Here is a 16,072-nt window from a genome sequence, read left to right on the forward strand (position 1 = left end):
CATCGTCCCACGGACTCCGCCCCGGTAGAGCGATTGCCCGGGATGGCGTCGTCGGGCGCCTCCTGTGCAGCTGCCTCGCGCCTGCGCGGTTGGGTCACCGGCGGCGGGCTGGTATCTTGTGAGGCCGGTCCGCGCTGCGCTTCGTTGTGCCGTGGACGCACTGTCAGAAGTACACCTCCCTGCGACACATCCGAGGCTCACGCGTGGCGAACATCAAGTCCCAGATCAAGCGGATCAAGACCAACGAGATCGCTCGTCAGCGCAACGTCGCTGTCCGCTCCGCCCTGAAGACGCAGGTGCGGCGTTTCCGCACGGCCGCCGACGCCGGGGACAAGGCAGCGGCCGATGCCGCCCTCGCGACCGCCTCGAAGGCCCTGGACAAGGCGGCCAGCAAGGGCGTCATCCACAAGAACCAGGCTGCGAACCGCAAGTCGGCGCTGGCCAAGAAGGCCGCCAGCCTCTGAGCTGCGCGCACCGCTCCGCGACGAGCCCCCTCCCTGCTGGGAGGGGGCTTGTCGCGTCTCTGGACCCGCCCCGTCCTCCGGGCACCAGCTCCGGCCGAGCGAGCCGCCGGCCACGACGCCGGGCCGGGGTGGACGGACGGTGGGCTCGAGACGTCAGCGCAGCGCGCGGGCCCGACCGCCGGCCGCGGCGGCACGGATGCCCACGATCCGACGGACAGCCCGTTCCAGCGCGTAGTCGGCGCTGGCGGCAGCGCCCTTCACGTCGGCGTTGAGCTCGGCGACCACCCCGATCGCCTGCTGCAGCCCGTCGATGCTCCAGCCCCGCGCCTGCGCCTGCGCCTTCTTCACCTTCCACGGCGGGAGCTTGAGCTGACGGGCCAGCTCACCGATGTTGCTGGTGTTCAGCGACGCGACCCGGGCCGCCGTGCGCACCCCGTCGGCCAGCGCATCGGCGATCAGCACGTGCGCCACCCCGCGGTCCAGGGCCCACCGCAGCATCTCCACCGAGCCGGCCATGTCACCGACCAGCACCCGTTCGGCGACGGTGAACCCGGTGACCTCGGCCTGGCCCCGGTGGAAGCGGGCGACGGCGTCGGCGTCGACGACCCCACCGAAGTCCGACACCAGCTGACTGGCGGCGGCCGACAGCCCGCGGAGGTCGTTGCCGACCGCGTCCAGCAACGCGGTCACCGCGTCCGGGGTGATCTTGCCGCCGGCGAAGCGCACCTCGTTGCGCACGAAGGCGACCCGTTCCCCCGCCGAGCTGATCTTCGGGCACTCGTCGACCGCCGCCCCGGCCGCCTTGAACGCCTTCAGCAGGGCCTCGTTGCGCTTCCCGCCGTTGTGCACGACGACCAGCGTGAGCTCCGGGTCGGGCTCCTTCGTGTAGCTCACCAGGGAGTCGGCCAGCGCCGCCGCGGACTCCTGCACCCCGGTGACGACGACCAGCCGGTGTCCGCCGAACAGGGAGGGCGCGAGCACGTCGGCCAGCTGGCCGATCGCCAGCCCGGCCGCGGGGAGCTCGTGCTCCTCACTGTCGGGGTGGCGCTCGCGGACCGCCGCGCGCACGGCGGAGACCGCCCGCGCGCGCAGCAGCTCCTCCTCGCCCACCACGACCCGGAGCCGGGAGGTCGGAGCCGGAGGTGCCGCTGTTGCCACGGGGCCATGCTGCCACGGGGCGCCGACGGGTCCGGGGCGCTCCCGCGCCCGGTCGTGGCGCACCCGGCGTACCCGGGGCGAGTGGCTCGGCCGCAGCGGTGGCGCGCAGCACGGCGTCCGGCCCCCGCACCGCCACTCCCCACTCCCCCGCCCGGCCGACCACCGCGACGTCGCCGTCCCGGTCGGTCCGGTGGGTGCGCATCCCGGCGTCGGCCAGCCAGTCCAGCAGCCGCCGGGTCGGGTGGCCGTAGCTGTTGTCGGCGCCCACCGAGATCAGCGCGACGGCCGCCCCGCTGGCGGCGAGGAAGCCCGGATCGGCGTCCGCGCTGCCGTGGTGCGGCACCTTGAACACGTCGGCGCCCAGGTCGAGGCCGGCCGCCACCAGGCGCGCCTCCGCCTCCGCGCCGAGATCACCGGTGAGCAGCACCCGGACTCCGCGCTGGGTGGCCCGGACGACGAGGCTCAGGTCGTTGGGCTCTGCCCCGGCGACGGCCTCGGCCGGATCGGGGGCCAGCACCTCGAGGTCGGCGCTGCCGACCGTGCGCCGGTCACCCGGCAGGGGGACCACGTGGCGCGCACCCGCGTCGGCCACCGCCCGGTCCAGCTGGGACACCCGTTCGTCGTCGGGCGCCAGCGTCCCGGTGGCCACCTCCCCGACGTCCCGCCCCGCCAGCGCGCCGGCCAGCCCGCCCACGTGGTCGGCGTCCAGGTGCGAGAGCACGACCAGCGGCAGCCGCTGCACCCCGAGCCGGCGCAGGCAGCCGTCGATGAGGGCCGGGTCCGGCCCCGCGTCGACCAGCACCGCCTCGCCCGGACCGGTCGGCAGCACGAGCGCATCACCCTGGCCGACGTCGCAGGCCACCACGATCGTGTCCGGCAGCGGCCAGCCCCGGCTGAGCTGGCGCAACGGCCAGCCGACCAGTACGACGCCCACCAGGGCGGCCAGCGCCAGCGGGCGCAGCCGGGGCCAGCGCCGCAGTGCCCAGACCACGCCGGTCAGGACGACGGCCAGCAGGACCGCGCCCCGGGTGCCGGCCGGCCAGCCGGTGGCGCCGTCGGGCACGGCCGCGGCGCGCTCGGCGACGACGACCAGCCAGCGCACCGGCCAACCGGCGAGCCAGGTGAGCCCGTCGGCCAGCCAGGGCGCTGCGGGCGACACCAGGGCGGCCAGCACGCCCAGCGCGGTCGCCGGGGGCACTGCGGGCGCGGCCAGCAGGTTGGCCGGCAGGGACACCAGGCTGACCAGCCCGGAGAGGCCGGCGATCAGGGGCGCGGTGACCACGCCGGCGGCCGCACTGACCGCGACGGCATCGGCCAGCGGACGGGGCGCGCGGTGGCGGCGGAGCGCCCGGGACCAGCCCGGCGCCAGCAGCACGATCGCCGCCGTGGCGGAGACCGACAGCGCGAACCCGACGTCGGTCGCCAGCCCCGGTGCCAGGAGCAATAGCACCAGGACGGTGGCCGCCAGCGCCGGGACTGCGGCACGGGCCCGGCCGGAGGCCAGCGCCAGCACCGCCACCGCGCCCATGGCCGCAGCCCGCAGCACGCTGGCCCCCGGGCGGGCGAGGACGACGAACCCGGCGATCGCCAGGCCCGCGGCCAGCGCCTGCCACCGCCGGTCGACCGCCCGCGCCCGCAGCGGCCAGAGCACCAGCGCCACCACGATCGCCACGTTGGCCCCGGAGACGGCCGTCAGGTGCGCCAGGCCCGCGACCCGGAACTCCTCCACCAGAGCGGGGTCCATGGCGCTGGTGTCGCCCACGACCAGGCCGGGGAGCAGGCCTGCCGGGCGGTCGGGCAGGGTGCGGGCAGCCGAGTCGGCCAGCCCGGCCCGCAGGGACCCGGCCGCGTCCTGCACGAGACCCGGCCCACCGACCGGATCGGGCGGTGACCGCGCCGACAGCACGGCCACGACGTCGTCGGTCGGCTCGGCCGGTCGAACCAGGACGTGGGTTCGCACCGCTTGACCGGGGAGCAGCCCGGCCCACTCCTCTGCGGTGCCGAAGAGCAGCACCGGGTCGTCGGCCACGGTCCGGCCGGCGGCCTGGGAGACGGTGCCGTTGACGAGCACCCGGGCCGGTCCGGCACCGGCCACCGGCCGCGGGTCGTCGGTCAGCTCCATGACCACCTCGACGACCGATCCACGGTCGGCGAGCGTCAGCAGGGGTGACGCCGCCCGCGCCTGGGCCCGGACCGCCGCGGCGGCCCCGGTGACGGTGACCGCGGCCAGGCAGCCGATGACGACCCCGCGCACCGCGACCCCTCGGAGCGTGCCGGCGCGGCCGGGTCCGCCGGCCAGCAGCAGACCAGCGGCACCGAGGGTCGCGACCACCGCGAGGGTGAGGAGCAGCCCGACGGGCAGCTGGGGTGCCAGCAGGGTCAGCACCCACACGGTGGCCGCGGGTGGGACGAGCCGGAGGTCGAGCCACGACCACCGCTCCGTCACCGGCACCCGGTGGACCGGGCGCCCGGCACCCGGCGCTGGCCTAATCAGACCCGCACCCGCTCGGCCAGGTCGGCGAAGATCGCCGGTCCGATGCCGCTGACGTCGTCCAGCCGGTCGACGCTGGTGAACGGCCCGTGTGCGGAGCGGTGGTCGACGATCCGCTGGGCGAGCACGGGGCCGATCCCCGGCAGCGCGTCGAGCTCCGCGACGGTCGCGGTGTTCAGGTCCAACAGGGCCCCGCCCGCCGCTGCACCGCCCGCCGGCTCCGCGCCGGCCACCGCCCCGGGCACCCCGACGGCGATCTGCTGACCGTCGGTGACCACGGCAGCCGCGTTCACCGACGCCGGGTCGGCCTCGGGCAACAGCCCGCCGGCCGCGGCCAGCGCATCGGCCACCCGCGCCCCGGCCGGCAACGTGACCAGGCCCGGGGTGCCGACCAACCCGACGACCGAGACCACGACCGCGCCGGTCGGTGCGCCGGGTGCGGGGGCAGCCGAGGCAGGTGGCACCGGGCTCGCGGTGGCCACCGCAGCACCGCTCGACGCAGCCGCCGGCACCTGGTCGACGACCGGGCGGTCGACCCACGTCCAGCCGACGACGACGACCGCCGCCAGCACCGCGACTCCCCACAGCGCCCAGGCGCCCGGACGACCGGGGTCGAGGCGGGCAGCACGCCCGGGAGCGCGGTGCCGGCCGAGCCCCGCGGGCAGGTGTGCGGGTTCGACGGGCTGGGTCGCCCGGTCGTCCTCGTCCTCCGGCCAGCCACCGTCGTCGGACGGCCCACCCGGCTCGCCCGCGTCGGGGACCCAGCCCCCGGACTGCCCCTCCGCCAGCAGGGCCCGGAGCCGTGCCCGGATGACGTCGGAGTCGTCGCTGCGACGGGCAGGAGGGCGCACGGCACGGACGCTAGGGAGCCGGCGCCGCCCCCGCCGAGGCCCGCGGGCAGGTTGTGGACGGCGGGCACCGTTGTGGACGGCGACCCCCGCGCAGTGCCGGGACCGCCGGACCGTGGCCGGGTGCCCGAGCTCCCGCCCTCAGTCCTGCCCGTGCGCCGACGGGTCCGGCGGTGGCGCGTCCGCCGGCCGCTGTCCCGCCTGGGTCGCGGGCCGGGGCGTGGGGTCGACGACCACCCCGACCGCTCCGGGCCCGACGTGCGCCCCGACGGCGGCCCCCAGCTCGCTGACGTACAGCTCGGTCAGCGCCGGGAGCCGGGCGGCGAGCTGGTCGGCGAGCCGTTGCGCGCGCTCAGGGGCGGCGAGGTGGTGCACCGCCGCCGCCACCGGCGCGTCACCGGCCACGTCGGCCGCGCGCTGGACCAGCCGGTTGAGCGCGCGGGCCGAGGTGCGCACCTTCTCCAGGGCGACCACCTGGCCGTCGGTCACGTGCAGCACCGGCTTCACCGCGAGGGCACTGCCCAGCAGGGCGGCCGCTGCACCGATCCGCCCGCCGCGCCGCAGGTGCTCCAGGGTGTCGACGACGAAGAAGGTGCGGGTCGCCGCCGCCGTCTGCCGCGCCGCCTCGGCCACCTCGGCGGCCGAGGCGCCGTCCGCCGCGGCCCGGGCGGCGGCCAGCACGGCGAACCCGGTGCCCATCGCGGCCGACCGGGAGTCCAGCACGGTCACCAGGTGCTCACCGACCTGCGCCGCCGCCACCCGGGCGGCGTCCCACGTGCCCGACAGCTCCCCGGACAGGTGCACCGACACCAGCCGGTCGGCGCCGCCGTCCAGCAGCCGCCGGTAGACGGCGACGAAGTCCCCCGGCGTCGGGCGGGACGTGCTGACGTGCCCGCCCCGGACGGCCAGCGAACGGGCGACCTCGGCGGAGGTGACGTCGCTGCCCTCCCGGCCGGACCGCCCGGCGAGCACCACGTACAGCGGCACGACCTCGATGCCGAAGTGCTCGACGACGTCGGCCGGCAGGTAGGCCGTCGAGTCGGTGACCACGGCGACGGACATGGCGCGAGGCTAGCCGCGTGGTGCGCGGCGCCGCGGGAGTGGCTGGTCAGCCGGCGTCGGCGTCGGTCGCCGGTGCGCCCTCCTCGGGGCTGGCTCCCGCCCGCGGCGCGTCGGGGGCGTCGGTGGCCGAGGGCTCGGGGAAGGGACCACGGTCACCGGTCGCCCGCGCGCCGCCCTCCACGCCCTCCGGCGTCGGCGCCGACAGGTTGTGCCGCATCAGCCGCCAGCCCGAGGCCTGGAAGGACAGCTCGCTCCAGTGGCAGTTGCCCAGCGGCCCGAAGACCCGCTTGTGCTCCGCCCCCAGCCCCAGCAGCGCCTCGATCAGCCGGCCGGCCGTCCCGCCGTGGGTCACCAGCACGGCCGTGGCCGCCGGCGGCAGGTCGGCCACGGCCGCCAGTGCCCGCGCGGCGACGTCGGCCTGCGCCTCTCCGCCGCGCTCGGGCACCGGGCGGCCGGCCATCCAGTCGGCGTACTGCCCCGGGTGCCGGTCGGCCACCTCGTGCCGGGTCAGGCCCTCCCAGCTGCCCAGCCCGTGCTCGCGCAGCCGCTCGTCGATGCGCAGCTGCACGCCCAGCAGCGGGGCCAGCGCACCGGCCGTGTCGACCGCGCGCTGCAGGTCGCTGGAGACCAGCAGCACCTCCTGGCCCTCCAGCAGGGCGGCGACGTGCGGTGCGGTGCGTGCGGCCTGGGCCCGCCCCTCGGCGTCCAGGGGCGGGTCGAGCTGGCCCTGGAAGCGCCCGGCGGCGTTCCACTCGGTACGGCCGTGCCGCCACACGAGCAGCCGGGGCACTGCCGGGGCGTCGGCGCCCCCGGTCACCGGCCGGACTCGCCCGGGGCGTCCTCGCCGCTGCCCTCATCGGCGGCGGCAGCCTCCTGCTCAGCGGGCGTCGGGGCGGCAGGGACCGCGCCGTCGGTGAACGGGATCACCGGGCAGTCCTTCCAGAGCCGCTCGAGGGCGTAGTAGGCGCGCTCCTCGGCGTGCTGCACGTGCACGACGACGTCGACGAAGTCCAGCAGCACCCACCGCCCCTCGGCCATGCCCTCGCGGCGGACCGGCTTCACACCGTGCTCGCGCAGGCGCTCCTCCACCCCGTCGACGATCGACTGGACCTGACGTTCGTTGGGCGCCGAGGTCAGGACGAACGCGTCGGTGATCGCCAGGCGGTCACTGACGTCGACGATCGAGACATCGGTGGCGAGCTTGTCGGCGGCGGCCTGCGCTGCGATGAGCGCGGTCTCGCGTGCCTCGTCCGAGGCGGTCATCGGGGGATCTCCTGCAGGTCGGGGGACGGATCGTCCCCGTGGGTGGGGGTGTCGCTCAGGTCGGGGGCCGCGGTCTCACGGTGGTCGGTGGCCGCGGTCTCCCGGTGGTCGAGGGCCACGAGCCGCTCGGCCGGGAAGCCACCGACCCGCGGGGCGGTGTCGGGCAGCAGCTCGTCGGGCCCGGCCGCGCCGGGGTGGTACAGCCCGCGCTTCTCGATGTACTGGACCACACCGTCGGGCACCAGGTACCAGACGGGCCGTCCCCGGCGCACCCGGTCGCGGCAGTCGGTGGAGCTGATCGCCAGCGCCGGCACCTCGACCAGGCTGACCGCACCGCGCGGGAGGTCGGCGTCGGCCAGCTGGTACCCGGGCCGGGTGACGCCCACGAAGTGCGCCAACTGGAAGAGCTTGTCCGTCTCCCGCCAGCCCACGATCTGGGCGAGCGCGTCGGCGCCGGTGATGAAGAACAGCTCGGCGTCGGGGTGCAGGCGGTGGAGATCGGTCAGGGTGTCGATGGTGTACGTCGGCCCGCCCCGGTCGACGTCGACCCGGCTGACGGAGAAGCGCGGGTTGGAGGCGGTCGCGATCACGGTCATCAGGTAGCGGTCCTCGGCAGGGCTCACGCCCCGGTCGGACTTCTGCCAGGGCTGACCGGTCGGCACGAAGACGACCTCGTCGAGCCCGAACAGCCCGGCGACCTCGCTGGCGGCCACCAGGTGCCCGTGGTGGATGGGGTCGAACGTGCCGCCCATCACCCCGAGTCGACGTCCTGCCACCGATCGAGCCTAGCCCGGCGCTGCCGGAGCCGGTCGTCCGACCACCGGCTCCGGCGACCAGCGGGAGGGGCACGACGGCCGGGTGCTGCCGGTGTGCGCCGGTCGGCGACCGGCTCCCCCGTGCCGCCGCTCGCCACCCGGGGAACGCCGCGTGATCGCGCACCCCGTGCTCCGGCCCCGTCGTCCACCCTGCCGTCGTGCCCGATCGGACGATGCCGTCTGGGTCCCGGGTCCGCAGGGAGGAGCTCCCATGGGAACGATTCCGTCGGCGTGTCGTCATGTACGGGGACACACCCCGGGCGACCGAGGCCCCGGCTCAGAGGGTGGTGACGAAGTCCGCCAGCTGCGCCGCGGTGCGGACCTCCACCATCGGGATGACGTCGGCGTACCGGTCGGCGGCCGAGTCGCCGCTCCCCCACAGCCGGCGCGGCTCCGGGTTGAGCCAGTGGGCCGACCGCGACCGCCGCACCAGGTCCGCCAGCGTCGGCAGGCCCGGGTGCCGGTAGTTGGTGCGACCGTCGCCGAGCACCAGCAGCGACGTCTTCGGGCCGACCGCCGCCGGCCACTTCTCGGCGAAGACCTCCAGCGCGTTGCCGTAGTCGCTGTGCCCGTCGAAGCTGACCACGTCGGCCTCCCGGCCGATCCGGGCGATCGCGTCGACCACGTCGGCCCCGGGTGTGAAGAACCGGGTCACCTCGTCGGTCGAGTCGACGAAGGCGAAGGCGCGCACGCCGCTGAAGTGCTCGCGCAGCGCCTGGGTCAGCATCAGGGTGAAGTGGCTGAAGCCAGCCACCGAGCCGCTGACGTCGCAGAGCACCACCAGCTCGGGCTTGTGCACCGCCCGCGGCCGGTGGTGCGTGACCAGCGGCATCCCGCCGGTGGCCAGCGAGGCGCGCACCGTGCGGCGGAAGTCCAGCCGCCCGGCCCGGCCCAGCCGCCGGCGGGCCGACAGCCGCACGGCCAGCCGCCGCGCCAGCGGCGCCACGGTGCGGCGCAGCTCGGCGAGGTCGGCCTGCTGGGCGCGGAGGAAGTCGACCTGGTCGGCCATCGGGCGGACGGCGTTGCGGGCGACCTTGTCCCGCCCCTTCTCCGCGGCGGTGCGGCGCCGCACCTCGGCCTCCACCGCCGTCCGGAACGCCGCGATCCGCTCCTTCGCCGTCGACCGGGCCACCTGCTCGGCCAGCCCGCCGGCCTCACCGCCGGCGAGCATCCCGGCCAGCAGCTGCGCCACCAGCGTGTCCGGCGACAGTGCGCGCAGCACCCGGTAGCTGAAGAACGACTGCCCCGAGGGGGTGGGCGCCCCGGCGCCCAGCTGGTCGACCGCGAGCCGGGCGAACCGGCGCAAGGCCTCCTCGTCCCCCTCCAGCAGCAGCCGCAGCAGCTCGGCGCGCAGCGCCGCGGCCAGGGCGCCCGGATCGCCCACCGGCAGCGGTCCGTCGGTGCCGGGCTCGCCGTCCTCGCCGCCGTCCTCCGCTCCGTCGTCGTCCGCGATGGGCACCGGCCGGTCGGTCAGCGGCCACCAGAGGTCGAACAGCACGTCGAAGACATCCCGCTGGGCGGCCCGGCGGAGCAGCACCGCGGCCAGGCCGTGCCGCAGCTGCTCCCGGTCGAGCAGGTCGACGACGGTGAGCACCTGGGCGGCGTCCACCGCCTGGCTGATCCCGACCGGCACGCCGGCCTCCCGCACCGCGCGGACGAAGCCGTCGAGGTGCCCGACCAGCCCACCCGGCTCGACGGCGGCGGCTCCCGGCGGCATCAGTTCAGCCGGAGCTCGGCGGCGGCCCGGGCCTGGTCACTGGCGTGCTTGAGCACCACGCCCAGCGTCGAACGCATCGCCGACTCGTCCAGGGTGTCCAGGCCGAGGGCCAGCAGCGTCTGCGCCCAGTCCAGCGTCTCGGAGATCGACGGCGACTTCTTCAGCTCCAGCGCCCGCAGGGCCCGGACCGTGCGCACCAGCTGGTCGGCCAGGCCCGGAGCCAGGTCGGGCACCCGGGACAGCACGATCTCCCGCTCCCGCTCGGCGCTCGGGTAGTCCAGCGCCAGGTACAGGCAGCGCCGCTTGAGCGCCTCGGACAGCTCGCGGGTGGCGTTGGAGGTGAGCACCACCAGGGGGCGGCGGGTGGCGGTGATGGTGCCCAGCTCGGGGATGGTCACCTGGAAGTCGCTGAGCACCTCCAGCAGCAGGCCCTCCACCTCGACGTCGGCCTTGTCGGTCTCGTCGATGAGGAGCACAGTCGGGTCGGTGCGCCGGATCGCGGTCAGCAGCGGCCGGGCGAGCAGGAACTCCTCACCGAAGACGTCGTCGTGCACGGTGTCCCAGTCGGCACCGCCGGTGCCCGCCGCGGAGATCCGGAGCAGCTGCTTCTTGTAGTTCCACTCGTACAGCGCCCGCGCCTCGTCCAGGCCCTCGTAGCACTGCAGCCGGATGAGCTCCGAGCCCGTCGCGGCGGCCATCGCCTTGGCCAGCTCGGTCTTGCCCACCCCGGCCGGGCCCTCGACCAGCAGCGGCTTGCCCAGCCGGTCGGCCAGGAAGACGGTCGTGGCGATCTGGGCGTCGGGCAGGTACCCCGCGGCCGACAACCGCGTCGTCACGTCCGCCACGTCGGCGAACTGGGCGGCGTGCGTGGGCGTGCGGGACATGCGGCTCCTCGTTGAGCGGGTGCGTGCCGGGGTCAGCGGGTGTGGCCGTTGCCCGTGACGACGTAGGTGGTGGAGGTGAGCTCCGGCAGCCCGAGCGGACCGCGGGCGTGCAGCTTCTGGGTGGAGATGCCGATCTCGGCGCCGAACCCGAACTCGCCGCCGTCGGTGAACCGGGTGGAGGCGTTGACCAGCACGGCGGCCGCGTCGACCCCGGCGGTGAACTCGGCGATCGCCCGGGCGGAGTCGGCGACGATCGCCTCGCTGTGCCCGCTCCCCCACCGGCTGATGTGGTCCAGCGCCCCCGGGAGGTCGTCGACCACCCGGACGGCCATGTCCAGCGACAGGTACTCGGTGGCCCAGTCCTCGTCCGTGGCGGGGACGACGCCCTCGTGGGCCTCGGCCGCGGCCTCGTCGCCGTGCAGCGTGACCCCGGCGTCGGCCAGCGCGGCCAGCAGCCGGGGCAGGAAGGCGACGTCCCGGTGCACCAGCAGGGTCTCCGCGGAGTTGCACACGCTGACCCGCGAGGTCTTGGCGTTCAGCACGATCGCCTCGGCCATCGCCGGATCGGCGGAGGCGTCGACGTAGACGTGGCAGTTGCCGACGCCGGTCTCGATCACCGGCACGGTCGCCTCCCGCACCACCCGGTTGATCAGCGAGGCCCCGCCCCGCGGGATGACCACGTCGACCAGCCCACGGGCGTTGAGCAGCTCCCCGACCGACGCCCGGTCCGCCGGCAGCAGCGCGATCGACCCAGCGGGCAACCCGGCCTTCTCGGCGGCCTCGGTGAGGACGGCGACCAGCGCGGTGTTGGTGCGGTGCGCCGAGCCGGACCCGCGCAGCAGCGCCGCGTTCCCGCTCTTCAGGCAGAGCCCGGCGGCGTCGACGGTCACGTTGGGACGGGCCTCGTAGACGATCCCGACCACACCGAGCGGCACCCGCACCTGGCGCAGCTGCAGCCCGTTGGCCAGCGTCGACCCGCGGACGACGTCGCCGACCGGGTCGGGCAGCGAGACCAGGTGTCGCAGCGCGTCGGCCACCGCGGCCAGCCGGGCCGGGTCCAGCCGCAGCCGGTCCAGCACCGAGGCCGGCGTGCCGTCCGCCGCGGCGGCCTCCACGTCGGCGGCGTTGGCGGCGAGCACCTCGTCGGCCCGCTCCAGCAGCGCCTGCGCCATCGCGGCGAGCGCGGCGTCCTTGGTCTCGGTGGGCAGGGTGCGCAGCACGCGGGCGGCCGCACGGGCGCGGACCGCGGCGGCCCCGATCAGCGGGAAGTCGGCGTCGGACACGTACCGAGGTTACGCGCGGCCCCCGTGCCGGGTCCCGCCGCGAGCCAGCGGGCGGCGGGGGCCTCCCTCAGCTGCGCAGGGCGCGGAGGACCTGCTTGCGGGCATCGCCGGTCAGCCGGTCGACGAAGAGCTTCCCGTCGAGGTGGTCGACCTCGTGCTGCAGGCACCGGGCGAGCAGTCCGCTGCCCTCGATCCGGAGCGGCTCACCGTGCACGTCGAACCCCTCGGCGACGCAGTGCATCGCCCGGACGGTGGGGGCGTAGAGCCCCGGGATCGACAGGCAGCCCTCGTCGTCGTCCTGGGTCTCCTCGCTGCGCTCGGCGATCACCGGGTTCACCATGTGCCCGATGACGCCGTCGACGTTGTAGGAGAAGACCCGCAGGCCGACCCCGATCTGGGTCGCCGCCACCCCGGCCCGGCCGGGGTGGTCGACGGTCTCCTCCAGGTCGCGGACGAGCGCGGCGAGGTCCTTGTCGAAGGCGCGGATCGGGTCGGCCGGGGTGCGCAGCACCGGGTCACCGATCTCGCGGATGGGGCGAACAGTCACGGGGGCAGTCTCTCAGCCGGGAGTGCGGCGCCCGACGAGGACCATCTCGTCGCGGTGGACGACCTCGCGGCGGTGCTCCGGGTCCAGGTCACCGGTCTTGCGCCCGAGCAGCGCCGGCAGCTCGCGGGCGTCGTAGGCGACCAGGCCGCGGGCGACCACCTCGCCGTCCGGGCCGACCAGCTCCACCGGGTCGTCGGCGAGGAACTCCCCGGTCACCCCGGTGATGCCCGCGGCCAGCAGTGAGGCGTGCCGTTCCCGGACGGCGCGGACCGCGCCCTCGTCGAGCAGCACCCGGCCGCGGGGGCGGCTGGCGTAGCGGAGCCAGAACTGCCGGGCCGAGGGACGCCGCCCGGTGGGGGCGAACAGCGTGCCCACCCGTTCCCCGGCCAGTGCGTCCGCCGCCTGCGCGGTGGAGGTGACCACGACGGGCACCCCCGCCGCCGAGGCGATGAACGCGGCCTCCACCTTGGTGGCCATCCCGCCGGTGCCGACGCCGTTGCGGCTGGCCGAGCCGAGCGTCACCGCCGCCAGGTCCGCCGGGCCGTGCACGGTGTCGACCAGCGCGGCCGGACCGGTGCGCGGGTCGCCGTCGTAGACGCCGTCCACGTCGGAGAGCAGCAGCAGGGCGTCGGCCATGGCGACATGGGCGACCAGCGCGGCGAGCCGGTCGTTGTCGCCGAACCGGATCTCCTCGGTGGCGACCGTGTCGTTCTCGTTGACGATCGGCAGCACGCCGAGCGCCAGGAGCCGCTCGATCGTCTGCTGCGCGTTGCGGTAGTGGCTGCGCCGGGTCAGGTCGTCGGCGGTGAGCAGCACCTGGCCGACGGTCACGTCGTGGGCGGCGAAGGCATCCGCGTAGGTCTGCACCAGCCGCAGCTGCCCGACGCTCGCAGCCGCCTGCGCGGTGGCCAGGTCGCGGGGGCGGCCGGCCAGCCCCAGCGGCGCCAGCCCCGCGGCGATCGCCCCGGAGGAGACGAGCACGACCTGCCGGCCGGCGGCCCGCAGCGCGCCGAGGACGTCGACCAGCGCCCGCAGCCGGGTCTCGTCCAGCCCGCCGGGCAGCGTGGTCAGCGACGAGGACCCGACCTTGACCACCACCCGCTGCGCGGCGGCGATCTCCGCGCGGGCGGTCACCGGTCGGTGTCGTCGAGGAGGCCGGCGTCGATCCAGCCGTCGCCCTCGGTGACCTCGTACGGCAGCCGGCGGGCCTTCTTGGCCAGCAGGCGCTCCTCGGCCGACAGCCGGGTGTTGTCCTCCAGCCGGGTGTCGGTACCGCGGCCACCCAGGCCCGCGGTCTCCTCGATGGTCAGCGTGCCGGCCGGGAGGGTGGGCTCCCAGTCGAACGTGACGTCGCCGACGGTGATCGCGTCACCGGGGACGGCGCCGGCCTTGGCCAGCCCCTCCTCGACGCCGAGCCGGTTGAGCCGGTCGGCCAGGTAGCCCACGGCCTCGTCGTTGCTGAAGTCGGTCTGCCGGACCCAGCGCTCCGGGCGCACCCCGAGCACGACCCACCCGTCGGTGCGGGGGTCGCGCTCGACGGTGAAGCCGCCGTCGTCGACGGCGCGCGGGGTGATGGTGATCGGGGCCGGCGGGAGGTCCGGCAGCGAGGCGCGGTGCTCCCGGACGGCGGCGGCGAGCGCGTAGCCCAGCTCGGTCACGCCTTCCCCGGTGGCCGCGCTGATCGGGAAGACCTGCAGGCCGCGCTCCTCCAACGAGGCGCGCACCAGGTCGACGAGCTCGCGGCCGTCCGGGACGTCGATCTTGTTCAGCACGGCGATCCGCAGCCGGCCGACCAGGTCGAGGTCCTCGCCGCCGTACTCGCGCAGCTCGTGCTCGAGCGCCTCGATGTCGGTCTCCGGGTCGCGGCCGGGCTCCATCGTCGCCATGTCGACCACGTGCACCAGGACGGCGCAGCGCTCGACGTGCCGGAGGAACTCCAGACCCAGGCCCTTGCCCACGGACGCGCCGGGGATCAACCCGGGGACGTCGGCCATCGTGTAGGTCGTGTCGCCGGAGCGGATCACGCCCAGCTGCGGCACCAGCGTGGTGAAGGGGTAGTCGGCGATCTTGGGGCGGGCGGCCGACATCGAGGCGACGAGCGAGGACTTGCCGGCCGAGGGGTACCCGACCAGACCGACGTCGGCGATGCTCTTCAGCTCGAGGACGGCGTCCACGGCCTCGCCGGGCTCGCCGAGCAGCGCGAACCCGGGGGCCTTGCGGCGGGCGTTGGCCAGCGCCGCGTTGCCCAGACCGCCCTTGCCGCCGCGGGCGAGGACGAGCCGGGCGCCGGCGCCGACCAGGTCGGCGACGACCTGACCGCCGACGCTCACGACGGTGCCGGAGGGCACGCCGAGGACCAGGTCGGCCCCGCGTCCGCCGTTGCGGTAGTCGCCGGCTGCCTGCTTGCCGTTGCCGGCCTTCTGGTGCGGACGGTGGTGGAAGTCCAGCAGGGTGTGCACGCTGGGGTCGACCTGGAGGACGACGTCGCCGCCGTCACCGCCGTCGCCCCCGTCGGGGCCGCCCAGCGGCTTGAACTTCTCGCGGTGCACGGAGCTGACCCCGTTGGCACCCTTGCCTGCCGAGACGTGGACCGTCACGCGGTCGACGAAAGCGGCCATGATCGCCGCCTCTCTGCGTTACGGCCGAACTGTCCGGAAAGGGCAACGGGTGGCGGCGCCGAGAGTCGGCGCCGCCACCCGGTCAGAGCTGGTGGTGCTGGGTGGTGCTCAGACCGAGGCGGTCTCACGGGCGGCAACCGGGGCGCCGACGGCCGTGATGGCGACCTCGCGGCGGCCGCGGCGGAACCCGAAGGTCACCGAGCCGGGCACGAGCGCGAACAGGGTGTCGTCCTTGCCACGGCCGACGCCGAGACCCGGGTGGAAGTGGGTGCCGCGCTGGCGGACGATGATCTCGCCCGCCTTGACGACCTGACCACCGAAGCGCTTGACGCCCAGGCGCTGGGCGTTCGAGTCGCGACCGTTACGGGACGACGATGCGCCCTTCTTGTGTGCCATGTCGTCAGCCCTTCGTGATGTCGCGGACCACGACGCTGGTCAGGGGCTGACGGTGCCCCTGGCGCTTGTGGTAGCCCGTCTTGTTCTTGAACTTGTGGATGTGGATCTTCGGGCCCTTGCCGTGCTCGACGATCTCGCCGGTCACGGTGACGCCGGCGAGCGTCTGAGCGTCGGCGGTGACGGTGTCGCCGTCGACCAGCAGGATGGCCGGAAGGGTGACGGTGTCACCGGCCTCTCCGCTGAGGCGGTTGATGGTGAACGTGTCACCGACACCCACCTTGTGCTGCGCTCCACCGGCCTTGACGACTGCGTACACCACTGACTCCTCGATCGGTTCCATGTGTCCAGCACTGTGTCCTGCGCGCACGACCGCCACGAGGGCCGAATGCTGGACGTGCTGCTCGCGCCCCCCAGGCGGCACCGGAGTGCGCGGCCCGTGGTGGAGCAACCCGTCCAGCGTACCCGAGGCGCCGTGCCCGGGTCGAACCGCGTAGGAGCGGTCCGACCCGGGCCCCGGGCGGGGCGG

At 75.6% G+C, this 16,072-nt stretch carries 16 protein-coding genes; 1 reads left to right on the forward strand and 15 read right to left on the reverse strand.

From position 1 onward, the window contains the following. Positions 1-203 precede the first annotated feature (203 nt). The gene (gene rpsT / locus O2W15_RS00185; protein ID WP_269161945.1) at positions 204-464 is read left to right on the forward strand and encodes a 30S ribosomal protein S20; all 261 of its coding nucleotides are present in this window, start codon (positions 204-206) and stop codon (positions 462-464) included. 153 nt (positions 465-617) lie between these two features. Here the strand turns inward: rpsT and holA are convergent, their stop codons facing one another. The 15 genes from holA to rplU all read right to left on the reverse strand — a co-directional run bounded on the left by holA (position 618) and on the right by rplU (position 15,886). Beyond that, on the reverse strand, positions 618-1,577 hold the full coding sequence (holA, locus tag O2W15_RS00190; protein WP_269161944.1) for a DNA polymerase III subunit delta: 960 nt from the start codon (positions 1,575-1,577) through the stop codon (positions 618-620). Beyond that, positions 1,495-4,068 carry a ComEC/Rec2 family competence protein gene (locus O2W15_RS00195; protein WP_269177920.1) on the reverse strand — a complete coding sequence of 858 codons (2,574 nt, stop codon included), beginning with the start codon at positions 4,066-4,068 and terminating at the stop codon, positions 1,495-1,497. The genes holA and O2W15_RS00195 overlap by 83 nt, the downstream gene beginning before the upstream one ends. 44 nt (positions 4,069-4,112) lie before the next feature. Continuing rightward, positions 4,113-4,964, reverse strand: coding sequence for a ComEA family DNA-binding protein (locus O2W15_RS00200; protein WP_269177921.1), 852 nt, complete (start codon positions 4,962-4,964; stop codon positions 4,113-4,115). A 138-nt stretch (positions 4,965-5,102) separates the two neighbouring features. Next, a complete protein-coding gene (locus O2W15_RS00205) occupies positions 5,103-6,023 on the reverse strand; it encodes a DegV family protein (RefSeq protein ID WP_269161941.1) in 921 nt (306 codons plus the stop codon). Positions 6,024-6,069: 46 nt separating this feature from the next. Then, the gene (locus O2W15_RS00210; RefSeq protein WP_269177922.1) at positions 6,070-6,840 is read right to left on the reverse strand and encodes a histidine phosphatase family protein; all 771 of its coding nucleotides are present in this window, start codon (positions 6,838-6,840) and stop codon (positions 6,070-6,072) included. Further along, complete coding sequence (gene rsfS, locus O2W15_RS00215) at positions 6,837-7,286, reverse strand: ribosome silencing factor (protein WP_269161939.1); 450 nt, start codon at positions 7,284-7,286, stop codon at positions 6,837-6,839. The genes O2W15_RS00210 and rsfS overlap by 4 nt, the downstream gene beginning before the upstream one ends. Then, the gene (nadD, locus tag O2W15_RS00220; protein ID WP_269161938.1) at positions 7,283-8,062 is read right to left on the reverse strand and encodes a nicotinate-nucleotide adenylyltransferase; all 780 of its coding nucleotides are present in this window, start codon (positions 8,060-8,062) and stop codon (positions 7,283-7,285) included. The genes rsfS and nadD overlap by 4 nt, the downstream gene beginning before the upstream one ends. Before the next feature lie 316 nt (positions 8,063-8,378). Next, the gene (locus O2W15_RS00225; RefSeq protein WP_269177923.1) at positions 8,379-9,818 is read right to left on the reverse strand and encodes a vWA domain-containing protein; all 1,440 of its coding nucleotides are present in this window, start codon (positions 9,816-9,818) and stop codon (positions 8,379-8,381) included. Continuing rightward, on the reverse strand, positions 9,818-10,702 hold the full coding sequence (locus O2W15_RS00230; RefSeq protein ID WP_269161936.1) for an AAA family ATPase: 885 nt from the start codon (positions 10,700-10,702) through the stop codon (positions 9,818-9,820). The genes O2W15_RS00225 and O2W15_RS00230 overlap by 1 nt, the downstream gene beginning before the upstream one ends. A gap of 32 nt (positions 10,703-10,734) precedes the next feature. Further along, positions 10,735-11,985: a glutamate-5-semialdehyde dehydrogenase gene (locus tag O2W15_RS00235; protein ID WP_269177924.1), complete on the reverse strand. Its 1,251-nt coding sequence runs from the start codon at positions 11,983-11,985 to the stop codon at positions 10,735-10,737. A gap of 67 nt (positions 11,986-12,052) precedes the next feature. Continuing rightward, positions 12,053-12,532, reverse strand: a complete 480-nt coding sequence (def, locus tag O2W15_RS00240; protein WP_269161934.1) for a peptide deformylase — start codon at positions 12,530-12,532, stop codon at positions 12,053-12,055. 12 nt (positions 12,533-12,544) lie between these two features. Beyond that, a complete protein-coding gene (gene proB, locus O2W15_RS00245) occupies positions 12,545-13,666 on the reverse strand; it encodes a glutamate 5-kinase (protein WP_269177925.1) in 1,122 nt (373 codons plus the stop codon). Then, positions 13,663-15,150, reverse strand: coding sequence for a GTPase ObgE (gene obgE, locus O2W15_RS00250; RefSeq protein ID WP_269177926.1), 1,488 nt, complete (start codon positions 15,148-15,150; stop codon positions 13,663-13,665). Before obgE ends, proB begins: the two co-directional genes overlap by 4 nt. 108 nt (positions 15,151-15,258) lie before the next feature. Continuing rightward, complete coding sequence (rpmA, locus tag O2W15_RS00255) at positions 15,259-15,546, reverse strand: 50S ribosomal protein L27 (protein WP_036336698.1); 288 nt, start codon at positions 15,544-15,546, stop codon at positions 15,259-15,261. A gap of 4 nt (positions 15,547-15,550) precedes the next feature. After that, positions 15,551-15,886, reverse strand: coding sequence for a 50S ribosomal protein L21 (gene rplU, locus O2W15_RS00260; protein ID WP_442928864.1), 336 nt, complete (start codon positions 15,884-15,886; stop codon positions 15,551-15,553). Positions 15,887-16,072: the final 186 nt, after the last annotated feature.

Origin of the sequence: Modestobacter sp. VKM Ac-2979, from assembly GCF_026967995.1 — a bacterium.
Taxonomy (GTDB): Bacteria; Actinomycetota; Actinomycetes; order Mycobacteriales; family Geodermatophilaceae; genus Modestobacter.